This window comes from Streptococcus sp. 32226D021BW (genome assembly GCF_053545015.1).
In genome coordinates, this window is record NZ_JBPPVC010000004.1 from 23,455 (window position 1) to 40,427 (window position 16,973).

Consider the following 16,973-nt stretch of genomic DNA (forward strand, 5'->3'; position numbering starts at 1 on the left):
CTGAAAGTTTTCTTAGATTTTTCTAAAGCGAGTTCTCATACTTATTTTCTTAAAACTTGATGCGAAAACAGCCGACCGCGGTCGACTGTTCTTTGGAGATTATATGAAAAAGAAATTCGCTATTTCTAGCTTGAATATAGTATATAGCTACAAACTTAAACGAAACTGAAAATTTTCTTAGCCTTATCTTAAATTGATTCTTGTTTTGAATACCTATACTGAAAAAATAGCACCCCTGCTCGGAAGGCATTATCTAAAATCGTTGCAATCCAAATGGCTGACAAACCGATTTTAAAAAATGTTACAAGTAAATAAGCTATGCCAATCCGCACTAGCCACATACCGATAGTTGTGGCATAAAAGGGTAATCTAGCATTTCCCAAACCTTGCCAAAGAGCTGTCATAATAAGAGTGCCAGCTGTAAAGGGAACTCCTAACATAGAATAGAGCAAAACTGTCTGGCTGGCCTGAACAACCTGTGATTCTTTTGAATATAAACTGATCAAAAATGGACCAGATAAATAGGTTGTAGCAGCTACCAGTAACATAAATAAGAGAGAGAGGAAAAAACTTCTTTTAAATATATCCTCAACCTCCGCCTGCTCCTGTCTATGCTTGGCTGTCAAGATAATAGTTGCCGTTGCGATTCCCATGGCTGGCATATAGTTAAACTGAGTGAGGGTTTCACCGATGGCGTTACCAGCCACAACCGCTGTACCTAAACCAGTAATCAAAGCGACAACAACCACATCTCCAGCCCGCATCATCAAACGTTCTCCGGTTGTTGGTAGGGCAAGACGAATGAGTTCTAAATCCCAAGACCAGGTCCATTTTTCAAAAGGGATAGACAGCTTTGCCCACAGCAGGAAACAACCGATTAGGCGTGACAAGATTGTCCCAAGTGCAACTCCTGCCACGCCAGCATGAAGCACAAAAACAGCGAAGGCTGAAAAAAGAACGTTCAACAAATTGGACAGGAGACTGATGTACATGGGGAACCGGGGTTGCCCCAAGGTTCGAAGCATGGCACCAAGACTCATCATCAAACCTAGAAAGAGAATCCCACCGCCAACCAAGATGAGATAAAGACCACCTGCTTGCGCAACAGCCACTTCAGCTCCCAAGCCTGACAGCAAGAACGGACCTGCCAAAACTGCAACAGCCCCTAAAACCAAGCTGACAAACAGGGTCACTTTTAGACTTTCACTAGCAAGGTAGCCCACCTTTTCAATCTTCCCCTGACCCAAAATCTGAGCCAGACGAGCTGAGATAGCCGCAGCTAAAGCGATAAAAATCGCTTGATAAACCGCCAAGATATTGTTGGCCAGAGACACTCCAGAAAGTGCTACAAGACCGATACTAGCCACTAAGTAAGAATCTACCATCCCCATCAGCATTTGGAGAATATTTTCAGCCATGGCTGGTAGGGCAATCCTTAGTATTTCTTTTGTATGCTTTTTCATAATCCCTTTTTCAATTGTTTACTATCGATGATTTTATCACAGACCGTCGCCAAGAGCTCCTCATCATGCGAGATGAGAAGGACCAGCTTCTTTTCTTTTTTCAACAAGGCCAGTACCCTAGCCAGTTCCTTCATCTGAGCCAGGTCCAATCCGCTAGAAGGCTCGTCAAAGATGAGGATATCCTTATCCGCCAATAAGCTGGCTACTATCATCACACGTTGCTGCTCACCGCCAGACAGGCTGACTGGGTGCCTGTCCAGCAAGTTATCCAAACGAAACCGACTGATCAGCTCCTCATCGAGTTGCTTGCCTTTCTGCCCTAGAGTCAATTCTCTGCGGACCTTTTCAGCAAAGAGTTGCAGGTGGACATCCTGCATGACAAAGGCTGTTTTTTCCAAACGCTTGCGGGCTGTTAGTTCTTTCCCCTGCCAAGAAATGCTGGCCTTCTTATCTTCTGCTAGTCCCACCAGATAGTTGGCCAGACTGGTTTTGCCAGAGCCATTTGGGCCAACTAGACCCACTACCTGACCTGGTGCCAGACAGAGTTGCTCTACCCGATAGAGAAAGTTACCAGCTGGGCTGACAGATAAGTTAGAAACAGACAAACCTTCTTGGTCAGACACAAACTGACTGGCCTGCTCTGCTATTGCCTCCCGATAAGGCGCCGCATCGTAGCACCGCAAGCCCATGTCTTGACGGCACTCCTCTGTCCGATGGAGAAAGTCGCTGGCTGGATAATCCGCCATCAGCTGCCCCTCCTGGAAGTAGAGGTAGCGGTCTGCCAAATCGCTCAGATAGGCCAAGAGGTGCTCGGCGATGATAATGGTCTTGCCTTCTTTTTTCAGTTTATGCAGGGCTTCTCGGACCTTGTGGACAGCCTCCTGGTCCAGATTGGCCGTTGGCTCGTCCAAGAGTAAGATGGGACTGCCCTGCATGGTCGCCGTTGCTAGAGCAATCAACTGCTTCTGACCACCTGACAGCTGAAAAATTGGCTTGTCATAGAAATCTTCCAGTTGAAAGAGACTATTGACCTCCTGCAAACGAGCTGCAATCTCTTCCGTAGAAAGCCCCTGATTTTCACAGGGAAAGACCAGCTCATGCAGGACTCGGGTATGGAAAAACTGGGTGGCTGGATTTTGAAAAACAGAGGCAACTTGATAGGACAGGTCCTCCACGCTGGCTTGTCTGATGTCCTGCCCCCAAATCTGCACCTGTCCTGTCACCTGAGCTGGATAATATTCTGGAATCAGACCATTGAGCAACTTGAGTAGGCTAGACTTACCGGAACCGCTGGGACCGCAAAGGACCACACACTGCCCAGCTGGAATGGTCAAGTCCGTGATCTGCAGAGCTGTCTTGCCCGCACCTGCATAGGTCACTTGGAGATGTTTTATCGTGATAGCCGTGTCCATAGAAGAAAGATCAGACAACATAGGCAAAGACTCCAATCTAGCCAAGTCCAACGCGACTTGACAAATTCACTGGGACGTCCATCCATAGCCATTCCCTTTGTCAAGGTTGCCACCGTCAAATCCTGGGCGGTTGCCAAGAGAGAAAGCATGAGGGGGACTAAAAAGTATTCCAGATAGCGTAGCGGTTGGACAAACAGAGCCCATCTGCCGAGAAATATTCCTCTGACCTTCAAGGAAGCCTGGATATGTCTGGCGTCCGACTTAATGGCTGGTAAAAAGCGAAACATGACACCCAAGGTCAAAAGGAAGGTTTCAGGCAACCGCCATTTCCGCAGGCCATGAATAAGGTCATAGCTGCTGGTGGTCATAAGAAGCAAATGCCCTGCCAGAAGCGGTGGCCAAATATATCCTATCACAACAAACAAGTGTGTCAACCAAGCTGGAAAGATTGACCAATAAGATAGCCCTAAAAAGAATCCGTAGCCAAGAAGTCCGACAACCGTCATCCTAGGCTTGCCAGAAAACCAGAAAAGCAGGCTCAGTCCAGAGACCAAGACTGCATTTTCCAGTCCGCTCAGCCGCATCCCATAGGTAAAACTGGTGAAGACGACCAAGAGAATCTTACTGCGTGCATCAAGTTTCATCCGACCAAACCTGAACGGTCAAAGTAGCGTTTGACCATATATTGTCCAAAGAGGCCGCTCAGACTAGCTGCCAGGATAATGGTAAAGGATAACCAGAGGACATTGGCAGGTGTAAAGTCCAGCATGACACGGGCCACATACTCTGCTGATTTACCACGGGCCAATAGACTAGCTTCATAGGCATCTCGCATGAACCACATGAGCAGAATCGGTCCTAAATTTCCAAAGGAGAATACAATATAACTAAGAAGATTGACCCATTTTTGTTTATAGTGACCAGCTTTTGCGATCAGTTCAGCTAGTAAGCCAAAGGTCAAGCTTGGCAGAAAGGCAGCTGTCATATAGCCAGATAGAAAGAAGAAGCAGGCCATGACCGCACCGACTAGACTAATAGAACCCGGCTTCCCAACCTTGGCAATCAAGAGCATATAGACTGGACCAGCTAAAAGAGCTGCTCCAGCTGGTGCATACATCATATTACCCGACCGATCAAAAGCCAAGCTCAATAAGGTTCCTAGACCAACACAAACAAAGTAGAGGGCAGCAAAAGCCCCTGTTACCATCAGATCTTTTACTTGTAATTTCTTCATTTATTTTTCCTTTACTAATTGCCCGGCTTCCAAACGGAAAATGGTATCCGCACAGGCCATGGTCGAACTTCTATGAGAAATCAAGAAGACCATGCCCTGACAATGTTCCTTAACCAGCTGGATAAAGCGGGCTTCATTGAGCGAATCTAGGTTACTAGTTGGCTCATCAAAGATATAGCAGTCCGCGTTTTTGAGCAGGGCCCGCATGAGTTCCAAGCGTTGCCCCTCTCCTGCTGAAAAGTCACTGGCTTCCACAAGCGTATCCAAGCCCTGCGGTGCTGCCAGAATCCGTTCTTTCATGTGGCATTTTTCTGCCAAGTCCATGATGGTTTCGTCCGACACATCTGTCCGACCCAAGACAAGATTTTCTCGAATGGTCTGGCGGAAGATTTGTGGCACCTGTGGTACATAGGCAAAGGAGCCCTGCAAATGGGCCTTATCTACCTGCCGACTATTCAAGCCAGACAGGCGGATTTGCCCTTGTTGCCAATCATACCACCGCATGATCAATTTCATCAAGGTGGTTTTTCCTGCACCGGACTCACCGACCAGACCAATTATGCCTCCCTGTTCAAACTGGACAGACAGGTTGCGATAGAGCCCTGTTTCTCGGTCATCATAGTCGAAGTCCAGTTGCTCGATAGCAATGTCCGTCACGCTGACCTCAACAAGCTCACCTGTTCGCTCTGCTTCTTTTTCATCCAAAAGAGCATAGATATTGCGACCAGCATTCATGGCTCGCTTGAAACCAAGAGGCAGACGGCTGAGCTCCAAGAAGGGAGCAAAGGAGCTAGTGAAAGAAACCAGCAGGGCTACTCCTGTTGCTAAGTCCAAACTCTGACTACCTACCAAGTCAAAGGTCAGCCAGGCAAAGCTCATGATCGACAAACCAACCACCAAAAAGGAAACAGCATACTGCATGAAGTTAGTTTGAGCGACCTTTCGCTCCTGACCATTGACCTCTTGGCTTTTCTGCGTCAGATTGGCAAAGCGTTCCTCTGTCTGCTGGAACTGCATGAGGTCCTTCATGCTCTTGAGACTTTCAATAAAGTAGGAAACATAGTCCTTGCGACTGGCATTTTGCTCCTTGAGCAAGGGCTGCAGCTGCTTGGCAAACTGATTTGGAATAGCAATAGCCAAAAGAGCATAGGTCACCAGAGCCAGCAAAGCCAAAACCCAGCTGGATAACCCAAAATAGACTGTCAAACCAAGAGCCACCAGAATCCCTGTACAAATCGGAGCAATGGTGTGGGCAAAGAAAACCTCCAAGGCCTCAATGTCCTCCCCAATCATCTTAAGCAGGCTACCGCTGTCCTGTCGATCCAATTTCCCAGGAGCCAGGGCCCTAAATTTTGCGAAAATCAAACGACGATAGGCCGCCAAGGTATGAAAGGCTACATAATGACCAAAGTAATGCTCACCATAGCGGAAGGCGCCACGTAAAAGAGCTAGGAGAATGAGGATTCCCAAGGTCCATAGCGGAGCAGGATTGCCAGTAAGGGCATTGAAAGCCAAATAGACCAGCATAACTGGAATAGCAATGGTCACCACCTGTCCCAAGACCGCAAAGCAAACCGCCACCGCAATCCGTGGCAAGAGGTGTTTCATGGACTGCAAGAGTCTCGGAATCAGCACACTTGTTGGCATTTCTTTCTTATCCATAAACTGCTTCCTCCAATTCTCTTTGTTGATCAACCAGCTGACCATAAGCCAGGCTAGTCTGATAAAGCGTGGCATGGTTGCCTGTCACAGCTCCCTCCGCAGACAAGAAGAGAATATCATCTGCCTGCTCCACCTGTTTCATCTTATGTGTAATAATAATAACAATCGCATCCTTGGCCACCAAGTTTATCAAATCGTAAATCAAGCCTTCATTGTCCTGATCGACGCTGGACGTCACCTCGTCAAAGATATAGAGCGAGCGTTTGGCCAAGACCGCACGGGCACAGATAACCTGCTGGCGTTGACCAGGCGACAAGAAAGCACCGTCATCGCCCACAATCGTGTCTAACCCGTCTGGCAAATGCTTAACAAACTGCAAGACCCCATGCTGATCTGCCCAAGCCAAGATGTCCTCCTTGGACCAATCACCAGCCATGCGTAAATTCTCATAGATTGACTGGTTGAGTAAGGTGGATTGACCAGATACATAGAGGACCTGTTCATTCAGAGACAACTGGCTGACAGTCGAAATCTCCTGCTCACCCAAGTAAATAGCTCCCTTATCCGCCCTCAAGCGTCCCAAGAGCAACTGGGCCAAGGTCGTTTTCCCCTGCCCTGACTCGCCCGCCAAGGCATAGACCTTTCCAGCTGTCATGGTCATAGAAATATCTTTTAAGACTGGCTTTTCTCCGTAGGCAAAGGCTAGATTTTCCAGTTTCAGACTGTCAAAAGCAGGCACATGGACAGAATCGATTTCCTGCTCCGCTGTCATACTGTCCAAGAAACCAAAGATGCGATCCGCCATCTTGGTATTCATCATAACCAAGTGCATACCGTAGCCCTGCTCCCGTATGGGTGCAAAAAACTCCGTCGCAATGAGGACAAAGAAGAGCACACTAAAGAGGGACAAATTGCCTGCCGCTAGGCTATTGACCGCCACAAAACCAGACAAGCCAATCCCCAAATACATGACCGCATCCATGTAGCCCACCGCTTGCAACTGAAAGCTGAGCAACTCCATGGTCGCATCGCGGAAGTCCTCGGCCTGTTCATTGAAGGTCTTTTCGTAGGTGGCTTCCGCCTGATAGGAATAGAGGGTGTTGAGGCCCTTGAGGTCGTCCAGGAAAAGATTGCCCACATCCATATAGGAACCCCAATAGCGATTCATAATCCGCTTGGACCGCTTCTGCATAGCGATAATGGAAATGGGAATTAGGGGCAAGGCCAAGATGAAAATGACTGCCCCCAGCGGGAAAATCAGAAAGACCAGCAAGAGAACTGTCGCACAGTTAAACTGGGTCCGCAAGGAAGATGCCATGTAGTAGGAATAGTAGGTATCCAGGCTATCAATTCCCTGTGAAGCGATGTTAAAGACATCCGCTGCTGTCGCTTTTGACTCAAACTGACCGTCCTTAGCCAAGAGAGCCTCAAAGAAAGACTGCTTGAGCGAATCCCGAGCAAACTGGGAACCCAATCCCTGCAAACGCTTGGCAATCAGGGCCACACCATATCCAAAGGCATTGAGCCCCAGCAAGATGAGGACAAACTGTACTAAATCAACCTGCCCGCCCTCATAGTAGGTCACAAAGCCCTTAGCAATCAGGTAAAAGGAAATAATCCGCATCAAAAACTGCACCCAGGATAGAAAGGCTGCCAAATAAACCAGCTTCATCTTGGGTTTGATGCGTTCTTTGAGTCGCTTCAAGAGGGCTTTTTTCTTTTCTCTGGAGATTTTCTCCTGTTCTTGTGCCATACGCCACCTCATCTACAAGTATTTACATCTAGTATACCATTCTTTGAATTATCTGTAAATTTTAATTTAAACAACAAAAAGAAAACAAACTGCCTGTTTTAAGCAGTTTGTCATAAGTCATTTTTTACTAAACACCCAAATAGCGTTCTACTTCAACCTGCATATCGGCAGCTGCAACGACGGTATTGTGGCGGACAGGTGCCGTTTCCAAGCCGTCCACAGCTGGTGGCAAGGCTACACCTGAAATCTCATGCAATTTTGCAAGGGCTTCAAAGTCAGACAAACCTGACTGGCCTGTCACAGCCTCAACCGCAACTACTGGGAACTTGTAAGGACTTGCTGTAGAAGCAATCACAGTCGGAGTTTGGTCCCCTGTTTGCTCCACATACTGTTTATAGACAGCTGAGGCAACAGCCGTATGTGGATCTTCAATGTAGTTTGACTCGTCATAGACACGCTTGATTTCCGCAGCGGTTTCTTCTTCTGTCGCAAAGGCGGCAGCAAAGAGAGAGAGGATATCCGCGTCAGCCCCTTGAATGTCATACTGACCAGCTGTGTTCAAGGCTTCCATGAGATCGGCTGTTTTGCCAGCGTCATTGCCAAATAGATGGAAAATCAAGCGCTCCAAGTTAGAGGACACCAAGATATCCATAGACGGACTAGTGGTCACGCGGAAGGTACGGTTCTTGTCGTAAACGCCTGTCGAGAAGAAGTCAGTCAAAACATTGTTGTCGTTGGACGCACAGATGAGCTTGCCAACTGGCAGACCGATTTGTTTGGCGTAATAAGCCGCCAAGATGTTACCGAAGTTACCTGTTGGAACGGTGAAGTTGACCTTATCGCCCGCCACAATCTCGCCAGTCTTAACCAGCTGAGCGTAGGCATAGACATAGTAAACAATCTGTGGCACCAAGCGGCCGATATTCATAGAGTTAGCAGATGAAAACTGGAGTTTCTTGGCCGCCAACTTGGCACGGAGGGCCTCATCATTGAACATATGTTTGACATTTGTCTGAGCATCGTCGAAGTTACCGTCAATAGCCACCACGTGCGTGTTGGCACCTGTCTGCGTAGTCATCTGCAACTCCTGAACCTTAGACACACCGTCGCGTGGGTAGAAGACGATGATTTGCGTGCCAGGGACATCCGCAAAGCCAGCCATAGCCGCCTTGCCCGTATCGCCTGAAGTCGCTGTCAAGATAACAATCTCATTTTCCAAACCATGCTTTTTCGCCGCAGTCGTCATCAAGTAAGGCAGGATGGACAGAGCCATATCCTTAAAGGCAATGGTTGATCCACGGAAAAGCTCCAAGTTGTACTGACCTTTTAGCTTAACCACTGGGGCAATAACTGGCGTGTCAAACTTGCTGTCATAGGCATTGTTGATACAGTAGTCCAGCTCGTCTGCCGTGAAATCATCCAAGAAAGCCGACAAAATCAGTTTAGCAACTTCTTGATAAGAAGCGTCTTTCAAAACAGAAAAATCCAAGTCAACTGTTGGAATGGAAATCGGTGTAAACAAACCACCATCTGTCGCCAAGCCCTGCAAAATCGCCTGACTAGCCGATACAGTATTTTGAACATCGCGTGTTGATTGATATACTAATGTCATGGTATCCCTCATAAAAAATCTATTTTTTCTATTCTACCACAAATTGACAGAAAATTGGGAAGATATGATGGAAAAGAAAGACTTTATCAGTAGTTTCCATACGATATTACTCTGTATTGCGTTCCAAGTCTGTCCATTCAAATAAAAATACCAGTCACCTAAATGGTAGACTGGTATAATTGAAAGTTTGGAGGCAATTTACCTATGGATGGTCCCTGGCCAACAGACCAAGTCACGATTTACTATACAAGCCTAAACTTGTTACCGAACTATTTCTAGTCCTAAGTCTTTCTAGGCAGATTGACGAAACTACCCAAACCATCAAGGAATGATTTGTACAACCAACACTTGTACGTTCATTTTGAAATCAGTTTTTCCTAAGAGAGTCAAGGCGGCGAAGACGACGGTTGAACTCAAGTTCACCTAGCCAAGCCAACGCAGAGTCTCGACGGAAAAATTATTTCAAACGGCCTGGTCGTTCTTTGTAGCCGTAATACGCATCCTCAATAATTTCTTGCATGTGGTCAACCATTGCTAGACGAGGGTTAGCTGGTGTACATTGGTCTTCGTAGGCAAGGAGAGCCAATTCACGAGAGTGTTCTTTGAGTTCTTTCTCGTCCACACCTTGCGCTTTCAAGTTCATTTGGATACCGATACGCTCACCGAGGTCATAAACAGCTTGTGCGTATGAAGCGACACCTTCCTCTGGTGTTGAAGCTGGAAGTCCTAGCATTTTCGCGATGTCTTGGTATTTCTCATCTGCTTTGTAGTAGTTGTACTTAGGCCATGTAGCTGTCTTAGCTGGACGAGTACCGTTGTAGCGGATAACGTATGGAAGCAAGATAGCATTTGTACGACCGTGAACTGTGTGGAAACGTCCACCAATCTTGTGGGCCATTGAGTGTGAAATACCCAAGAAGGCGTTGGCAAAGGCCATACCTGCAATAGTTGAAGCATTATGCATTTTCTCACGTGAGTGGAAGTCAGCATTCTTCACTGAGCTTTCAAGGTTTTCAAAGACAAGTTTAATGGCTTGAAGCGCAAGACCGTCTGTGAAGTCGTTGGCTACTGTTGATACGTATGCTTCTGTTGCGTGGGTCAATACGTCCATACCAGTATCAGCAGTAACATGGGCAGGTACTGTCAATACAAGCGCTGGGTCAACAATTGCCACAGTTGGTGTCAATGAGTAGTCAGCGATTGGGTACTTGCGGTTGTTTGCCTTATCAGAGATTACAGCAAATGGTGTTACTTCTGAACCTGTACCAGATGTTGTTGGAATCGCGATAAACTTAGATTTCTTACCAAGCTCTGGGAACTTGAAAGCACGTTTACGGATGTCCATGAATTTTTGGACTAGGTCATGGAAGTCAACAGTTGGTTGTTCGTAGAAGAGCCACATAACTTTGGCAGCATCCATTGGTGAACCACCACCAAGTGCGATGATTGTATCAGGTTTGAAGGTACGCATCAATTCTGTACCCTTGTAAACTGTTGTGATATCTGGATCTGGTTCAACGTCTGAGAAGATTTGGTAAACCACTTTATTACGACGAAGATCCAATTGTTCAATAATACGATCCAAGAAACCAAGTTCTACCATGGCATGGTCCGTAACGATCATCACACGTTCAACGTCACGACATTTTTGGAGGTATTGGATAGAATCACGTTCGAAGTATGTTTTAGAAGGAACTTTAAACCATTGCATATTATTTCTACGTCTTCCTACTTTCTTGATGTTGAGCAAGTTCATCGCACTTACGTTATCACTGATTGAGTTACGTCCATAAGAACCACAACCAAGTGTCAATGATGGCAAGAAGGCATTGTAAACATCACCGATACCACCGAAAGTAGATGGAGAGTTCCAGATAACACGAATCGCACGTACGATTGTACCAAATTCTTTGGCCAATTCCGCATCTTCTGTATGGATAGCTGCTGAGTGACCTAGACCATGGAATTCAACCATTTGACGAGCTGCTTCCAGACCTTCTTCACGGCCTTCAACTTTCAAGACCGCAATAACTGGTGACAATTTCTCACGAGTCAATGGTTCTTTTTCACCGATTTCAGCAACTTCAGCTGCCAAGATGTTAGTCCCTTCTGGAACTGAGAAACCAGCTTGTTCAGCAATCCATGCAGCTGGACGACCTACGATGTCCGCATTCAATTTGCCTTCTGCACAGTTCTTGCTATTGGCTTTTACACCGAAGCAGTACTCTTCGAGAAGGGCTTTTTCTTTCTTATTAACAAAGTAAGTTTTGTAAGATTTGAATTCAGCTACAAACTCGTCATACACTTCCTTATCAATGATTACTGCTTGCTCTGACGCGCAGACCATACCATTATCAAATGACTTAGACATGACGATATCATGAGCAGCTTGACGGATGTTTGCAGATTTTTCAACATAGGCAGGAACGTTACCGGCACCTACACCAAGAGCTGGTTTACCACAAGAGTAAGCTGCACGCACCATGGCGTTACCACCCGTTGCAAGAATTGTCGCAATACCGTCGTGCTTCATCAATTCAGAAGTTGCTTCCATAGATGGTTTTGTTACCCACTGGATACAGTTTTCTGGAGCACCAGCTGCCACAGCTGCTTCATAGACAACACGCGCTGCGTGAGCTGAAGACTCTTGAGCAGATGGATGGAAGGCAAAGACGATAGGGTTACGTGTTTTCAAAGCAATCAAGGCTTTGAAGATGGCAGTTGACGTTGGGTTAGTCGTTGGCGTGATACCACAGATAACACCAACTGGCTCAGCAATCAAGGTCAAGCCGGTTACATCATCTTCTTCGATGACACCAACTGTTTTTGTATGGCGCATATTGTTAACAACGTGCTCGCAGGCAAACAAGTTTTTAGTTGCCTTGTCTTCGAATACACCACGTTTGGTTTCTTCAAAAGCGTGCATTGCCAATTCACCGTGTTTGTCAAGAGCAGCTACCGAAGCCTTAGCTACAATGTAGTCTACCTCTTCTTGACCAAGTTTGCGGAACTCATCAAGAGCAACCAAACCTTTTTGAACAAGCTCATCAACGTGCTTGCGAGCTTCTGCTAATTTTTCTTCTGGTGATACAACTTTTTTATCAGCCATTGTGTTCCTCCAAATTTTCTTATTAACATTTTGTTAATTTTTTCACAATCTTATTCTACAACTTTTTATTTTATTTGTAAAGAGAATTTGTTATTTTTTTCACATTTTTTCTGTTTTATTTTTGAAAACGCTTTCTTTTTGTTTATCTGGAGTACATTTCAGAAAACTTTCTGAAATGTATCTGTTAACAGCTTCAAAAATAAACCTAAGACATAAAAATCTAACAACTAACCCCTTTGGTTTCTATTTTAACAAGAAAACGCTTACAAGTAAATGGCTTTTTATGAAAAAATTTCAGTAATTATCTGATTGTTTTCAAAAGCAGATACACTCCCCTCTCTTCTGATTTACTTGCATTTTCTTGTTTTATGTGATATTATTAACAAGAAAATATCTATATTAACACATCTAAAAAATGTGCTACAATAAATAGGAGGTCTGCCATGAAAGCAGTTGTCGTTAATCCAGAATCTACTGGTGTTGTCGTTGTTGAAAAAGAACTTCGTCCACTTGAAACTGGCGAAGCTCTGGTTCAGATTGAATATTGTGGTGTCTGCCATACTGACCTACACGTTGCTCAAGGTGATTTTGGCAAGGTCCCTGGCCGTGTTCTTGGGCATGAAGGGATTGGTGTCGTTACTGAAATCGCCCCTGATGTGACCAGCTTGAAGGTCGGCGACCGTGTCAGCGTTGCTTGGTTCTTCCAAGGTTGTGGTACTTGCGAATACTGTACTACTGGCCGTGAAACCCTCTGCCGTACAGTAAAAAATGCAGGCTACTCTGTTGACGGTGGTATGGCTGAGCAATGTATCGTAACAGCTGACTATGCGGTAAAAGTTCCAGAAGGTCTTGATCCAGCTCAAGCAAGTTCTATCACTTGTGCCGGCGTTACTTGTTATAAAGCTATTAAGGAAGCACACCTAGAACCAGGTCAATGGATTGTCATTTACGGTGCAGGTGGACTAGGCAACCTTGCAGTCCAATACGCTAAGAAAGTGTTCAATGCCCACGTTATCGCTGTAGACATCAATAATGACAAATTGGAATTAGCCAAAGAAGTCGGTGCAGATGTCATCATCAATGGTCTTGAAGTGGAAGACGTGCCTGGCTATATCAAGGAAGTAACTGGCGGCGGTGCCCACTCAACTGTCGTAACGGCTGTTTCTAAGGTTGCCTTCAACCAGGCTATTGACAGCGTTCGTGCAGGCGGTTATGTGGTTGCAGTCGGCCTCCCATCTGAATACATGGACCTCAGCATTGTGAAGACTGTACTAGATGGTATCAAGGTTGTCGGCTCTCTGGTTGGTACTCGTAAAGACCTAGAAGAAGCCTTCCACTTTGGTGCTATCGGTCTAGTTGTTCCAGTTGTTCAAAAACGCCCTGTAGAAGATGCAGAAGCCGTCTTTGATGAAATGGCTGCTGGTACTATCCAAGGCCGCATGGTACTTGACTTCTGCCACAGTCACTAATTTCTACTCTACTATAGTTAGAAGCGACTCATTAGAAGCGACTCAATTGTCGCTTCTTTTTTGCTTTTAGAACCAGAAAAAAGTAGCAGCCCTCGCTACTACTTGTCTAATTTTTCTAAAATACTTGCGAAATCTGTTTTTAAGATTTCCAAGCTTGTTTCAACTTGACTTCTAGTCTGGTTATTTTTTACCACAACCTGTCCGCTTCCCAGCTCGCTTCCACCAAGTGTGATAATGGTCTTGGCTCCAAAGACATCTGCTGACTTAAACTGGGCCTTGAGCTTGCGGTCCAGATAGTCGCGCTCTGCTCGGAAACCTTGTTTGCGGATAGCTTGAACAAGCTCAAGCGCTCCGCCATTGGCCTCCTGACCTAAAACTGCGATGTAGACATCCAACTGGGGGTCGAGAGGAAGCTCAATGCCTTGCTTTTCAAGGACGAGGATGAGGCGCTCAATCCCCATACCAAAGCCAAAAGCTGGCGTTTCTGGTCCGCCAAAGTAGGTCACCAATCCATCATAACGTCCACCGGCACAGATGGTCAGGTCATTGCCACCAACCTCTGTCATAAACTCAAAAATAGTGTGGTTGTAGTAGTCCAGACCGCGTACCATGTTAGTGTCAACGGTGTAAGCAATACCTAGGCTGTCCAGCATGGACTTGACTGCTTCAAAATGGGCTGTGCTTTCTTCGTCCAGATAGTCCAGGATAGACGGTGCATTTTCCACAGCGACCTTGTCTTCCTTTTCCTTGGAATCCAACACACGCAGGGGATTTTCTTCCAAACGGCGTTGGCTGTCCTTAGAAAGCTGGTCCTTGAGCGGTGTCAGGTAGTCAATCAAGGCCTGACGGTAGGCAGCACGGCTCTCAGGATTACCCAAACTATTGAGGTGGAGGCGGATACCTCTGATCCCCAACTCTCCAAAGAAGTGATAAGCCATGGCAATGGTTTCCACATCTGTTGCTGGGTTGCTAGAGCCAAAGCACTCAACACCAATCTGGTGGAACTGGCGCAGACGACCAGCTTGTGGGCGCTCGTAACGGAACATTGGACCCATGTAGTAGAACTTGGCAGGCTTTTGCACTTCTGGGGCAAAGAGCTTGTTCTCTACATAGGAGCGAACAACCGGTGCCGTCCCTTCTGGACGAAGAGTGATATGGCGGTCCCCCTTGTCATAGAAATCGTACATCTCCTTGGTCACAATGTCCGTTGTATCCCCAACTGAACGACTGATGACCTCGTAATGCTCGAAGATCGGTGTGCGAATTTCTGCATAATTGTACTGTTTGAAAATGTTCCTAGCAAAATGTTCGACATACTGCCACTTGGCAGAATCCTGTGGTAGTAAATCCTGGGTTCCTTTTGGTTTTTGAAGTTTCATGGGCTTTCTCATTTCTCTATATCTTGCCCCTTATTTTATCATATTTTAGTCTTTTTTGGAAATGGCAGAGCAGACAAAAGGGAGTGGGAAAGAACTCGACCATTCATAGAAGAGTTCGTCAACAAGTCCTTATTTCTAATTGTTGAGCTGAAACAGTCTATCCCCAGACTGTTTCACTCCCACCCCCGTGTAGCTCCAACAGTCAGAGTAGGGACTGTTGGAGGTTGGGAATAGGGCGAACAGAGTTCGCATCAGTCGTATAGGTCAGATTTGGAGTGTAAAACACGAACAAATCTGCCAATCAACCACTGCGCTGAGATGTTGACACTAACTTTGAGAAGCGGTGCTGGGCTTGAGCCCAGCCTCCTCGTTTTAAAAAACTATTTCTTATCCACAATCTGGAAATTCAAGTCGCTCACTTCTATCTCAACCTCAAGTTTTTCTTCGGAGTTGAGATTGAGGAGGTTTTCTAAAGCCGTTTCTGCAAAAGCCGCGACTTTTTCCTTACGTTCTGCATTATTCAAGACATCCTCACTTGTCTTGTATATGGCTTCTTGGGATTTATCATTTAAAAATTCCTGAGCCTTTTGCCCTGCAGTAAATACATCCACCGCCTTATCGACAAGACCATTGCTATTATTGCTGATTTTGATTTGACCATGCTGCTGAGAATCAACTTCGACAAGGACAGGCTGCTTGAATGTCAAGGTGTTGTTTTGAATGTGAACATCTGACTGCTCAATTCCTTCCAAGACCAGTTTGAACTCTGTCTGCACAGGAATATCTACAGACATTTCCCGCCCAACAAAGAGCTTGGTAAGGGGCTCTGTCCAGTCTGGCCATTCCTTTAATTTGTTGTTTTCAAAGGTCTGAGGGGCAGTGGTTGCTACCTCAGCTCCTGCCACAACCAGCTTGCTTTCCGCTTCAAACTTCTTGATAACAAATTCATACTGAACCTTGTGGGTCCCTTGGAACCAGGCAAAAATACTATTTCTAAGCCAAAAGATACCTAGACCTAAAACCAGCAATAAGACCAAAAGGCTAGCCAACTTTTTCGCGAAAAACTTCCCAACTGTTTTCATACAGTTCTCCTTCATATTTGAATTATCGGAACTTGTCCTACAACCATTATATATATATATGCTGTCAAGTATTTTTTGCATTTTTTTGATTATTTTAGCAAAGTTAGAGAATTTCTGCTCACAGGAAGTATTCGAGGCAAAAATTTTTAAAAAAATCTGTCAAGTAACTTTACTTTACAAAAAACTTTTGTTATACTGTTAAAGTTGACGAAAGTCATACGCACTATTTTAGATTGAAAAAGGGCTGTGCCCTTATATTTAACGGAGGAAAAAAGAAATGGCAGTACCTGCACGTCGCACTTCAAAAGCGAAGAAAAACAAACGTCGTACTCACTATAAAGTAGCAGCTCCAACTGTGAAATTTGATGAAACTACTGGAGATTACTCACGTTCTCACCGTGTATCTTTGAAAGGATACTACAAAGGACGTAAAATCGCTAAGGCTGCTTCAGCTGAATAATAGAAGGGAGATACCATGCGCGTAAATATTACACTTGAACACAAAGAATCTGGTGAGCGTTTGTACCTTACTTCAAAAAACAAACGTAACACTCCAGACCGTCTTCAATTGAAAAAATACTCACCAAAATTGCGTAAGCACGTTATTTTTACTGAGGTGAAATAGGGATTCACTACACGTCAATAGACAGTAGAAACCCTGATTTTATGCGATTTTTGAAAGATGAACTTTCATTACATTGCAGTACAAATCAGTCGAATCACTACCTTTTTTGAAATAAGTTTTTGATTCGGATAAGTAGTAAAACCCACTGGCTCATTAAGTCAGTGGTTTTTTGA

Annotated in this window: 13 protein-coding genes; 3 read left to right on the forward strand and 10 right to left on the reverse strand. The window is 45.4% G+C overall.

Annotated features, from left to right (window positions below; genetic code table 11):
• Window positions 1–188: 188 nt before the first annotated feature.
• The 8 genes from ACEE44_RS03690 to adhE form a co-directional block, all read right to left on the reverse strand.
• Window positions 189–1,463, reverse strand: coding sequence for an MATE family efflux transporter (locus ACEE44_RS03690; RefSeq protein WP_449171318.1), 1,275 nt, complete (start codon window positions 1,461–1,463; stop codon window positions 189–191).
• The gene (locus ACEE44_RS03695) at window positions 1,460–2,896 is read right to left on the reverse strand and encodes an ABC transporter ATP-binding protein (RefSeq protein WP_449171319.1); all 1,437 of its coding nucleotides are present in this window, start codon (window positions 2,894–2,896) and stop codon (window positions 1,460–1,462) included. The genes ACEE44_RS03690 and ACEE44_RS03695 overlap by 4 nt, the downstream gene beginning before the upstream one ends.
• Window positions 2,854–3,519: an energy-coupling factor transporter transmembrane component T family protein gene (locus ACEE44_RS03700; protein ID WP_449171320.1), complete on the reverse strand. Its 666-nt coding sequence runs from the start codon at window positions 3,517–3,519 to the stop codon at window positions 2,854–2,856. Before ACEE44_RS03700 ends, ACEE44_RS03695 begins: the two co-directional genes overlap by 43 nt.
• Window positions 3,516–4,109, reverse strand: a complete 594-nt coding sequence (locus ACEE44_RS03705; protein ID WP_332410809.1) for an MptD family putative ECF transporter S component — start codon at window positions 4,107–4,109, stop codon at window positions 3,516–3,518. The genes ACEE44_RS03700 and ACEE44_RS03705 overlap by 4 nt, the downstream gene beginning before the upstream one ends.
• Window positions 4,110–5,771 carry an ABC transporter ATP-binding protein gene (locus ACEE44_RS03710; protein ID WP_449171321.1) on the reverse strand — a complete coding sequence of 554 codons (1,662 nt, stop codon included), beginning with the start codon at window positions 5,769–5,771 and terminating at the stop codon, window positions 4,110–4,112. It abuts the gene before it with no gap.
• Window positions 5,764–7,524 (reverse strand): ABC transporter ATP-binding protein/permease, encoded by a 1,761-nt coding sequence (locus ACEE44_RS03715; protein WP_449171322.1) that lies wholly within the window; start codon window positions 7,522–7,524, stop codon window positions 5,764–5,766. Before ACEE44_RS03715 ends, ACEE44_RS03710 begins: the two co-directional genes overlap by 8 nt.
• Before the next feature lie 127 nt (window positions 7,525–7,651).
• Window positions 7,652–9,136 carry a threonine synthase gene (gene thrC, locus ACEE44_RS03720; protein WP_449171323.1) on the reverse strand — a complete coding sequence of 495 codons (1,485 nt, stop codon included), beginning with the start codon at window positions 9,134–9,136 and terminating at the stop codon, window positions 7,652–7,654.
• A 457-nt stretch (window positions 9,137–9,593) separates the two neighbouring features.
• Complete coding sequence (gene adhE, locus ACEE44_RS03725) at window positions 9,594–12,245, reverse strand: bifunctional acetaldehyde-CoA/alcohol dehydrogenase (RefSeq protein WP_449171324.1); 2,652 nt, start codon at window positions 12,243–12,245, stop codon at window positions 9,594–9,596.
• Window positions 12,246–12,688: 443 nt separating this feature from the next.
• Between adhE and adhP the strand changes: the two genes are divergently transcribed.
• A complete protein-coding gene (gene adhP, locus ACEE44_RS03730) occupies window positions 12,689–13,714 on the forward strand; it encodes an alcohol dehydrogenase AdhP (protein WP_332410821.1) in 1,026 nt (341 codons plus the stop codon).
• A 98-nt stretch (window positions 13,715–13,812) separates the two neighbouring features.
• Here adhP and hisS read toward each other — a convergent pair whose 3' ends face one another.
• Window positions 13,813–15,093, reverse strand: coding sequence for a histidine--tRNA ligase (gene hisS, locus ACEE44_RS03735; RefSeq protein WP_449171325.1), 1,281 nt, complete (start codon window positions 15,091–15,093; stop codon window positions 13,813–13,815).
• Window positions 15,094–15,473: 380 nt separating this feature from the next.
• Window positions 15,474–16,175 (reverse strand): hypothetical protein, encoded by a 702-nt coding sequence (locus ACEE44_RS03740; protein WP_105158707.1) that lies wholly within the window; start codon window positions 16,173–16,175, stop codon window positions 15,474–15,476.
• A gap of 277 nt (window positions 16,176–16,452) precedes the next feature.
• Between ACEE44_RS03740 and rpmF the strand changes: the two genes are divergently transcribed.
• Both rpmF and rpmG read left to right on the forward strand, forming a co-directional pair.
• Window positions 16,453–16,635 carry a 50S ribosomal protein L32 gene (rpmF, locus tag ACEE44_RS03745; protein WP_002937589.1) on the forward strand — a complete coding sequence of 61 codons (183 nt, stop codon included), beginning with the start codon at window positions 16,453–16,455 and terminating at the stop codon, window positions 16,633–16,635.
• 15 nt (window positions 16,636–16,650) lie between these two features.
• On the forward strand, window positions 16,651–16,800 hold the full coding sequence (rpmG, locus tag ACEE44_RS03750; RefSeq protein WP_002262412.1) for a 50S ribosomal protein L33: 150 nt from the start codon (window positions 16,651–16,653) through the stop codon (window positions 16,798–16,800).
• The last annotated feature ends 173 nt before the right edge of the window (window positions 16,801–16,973 follow it).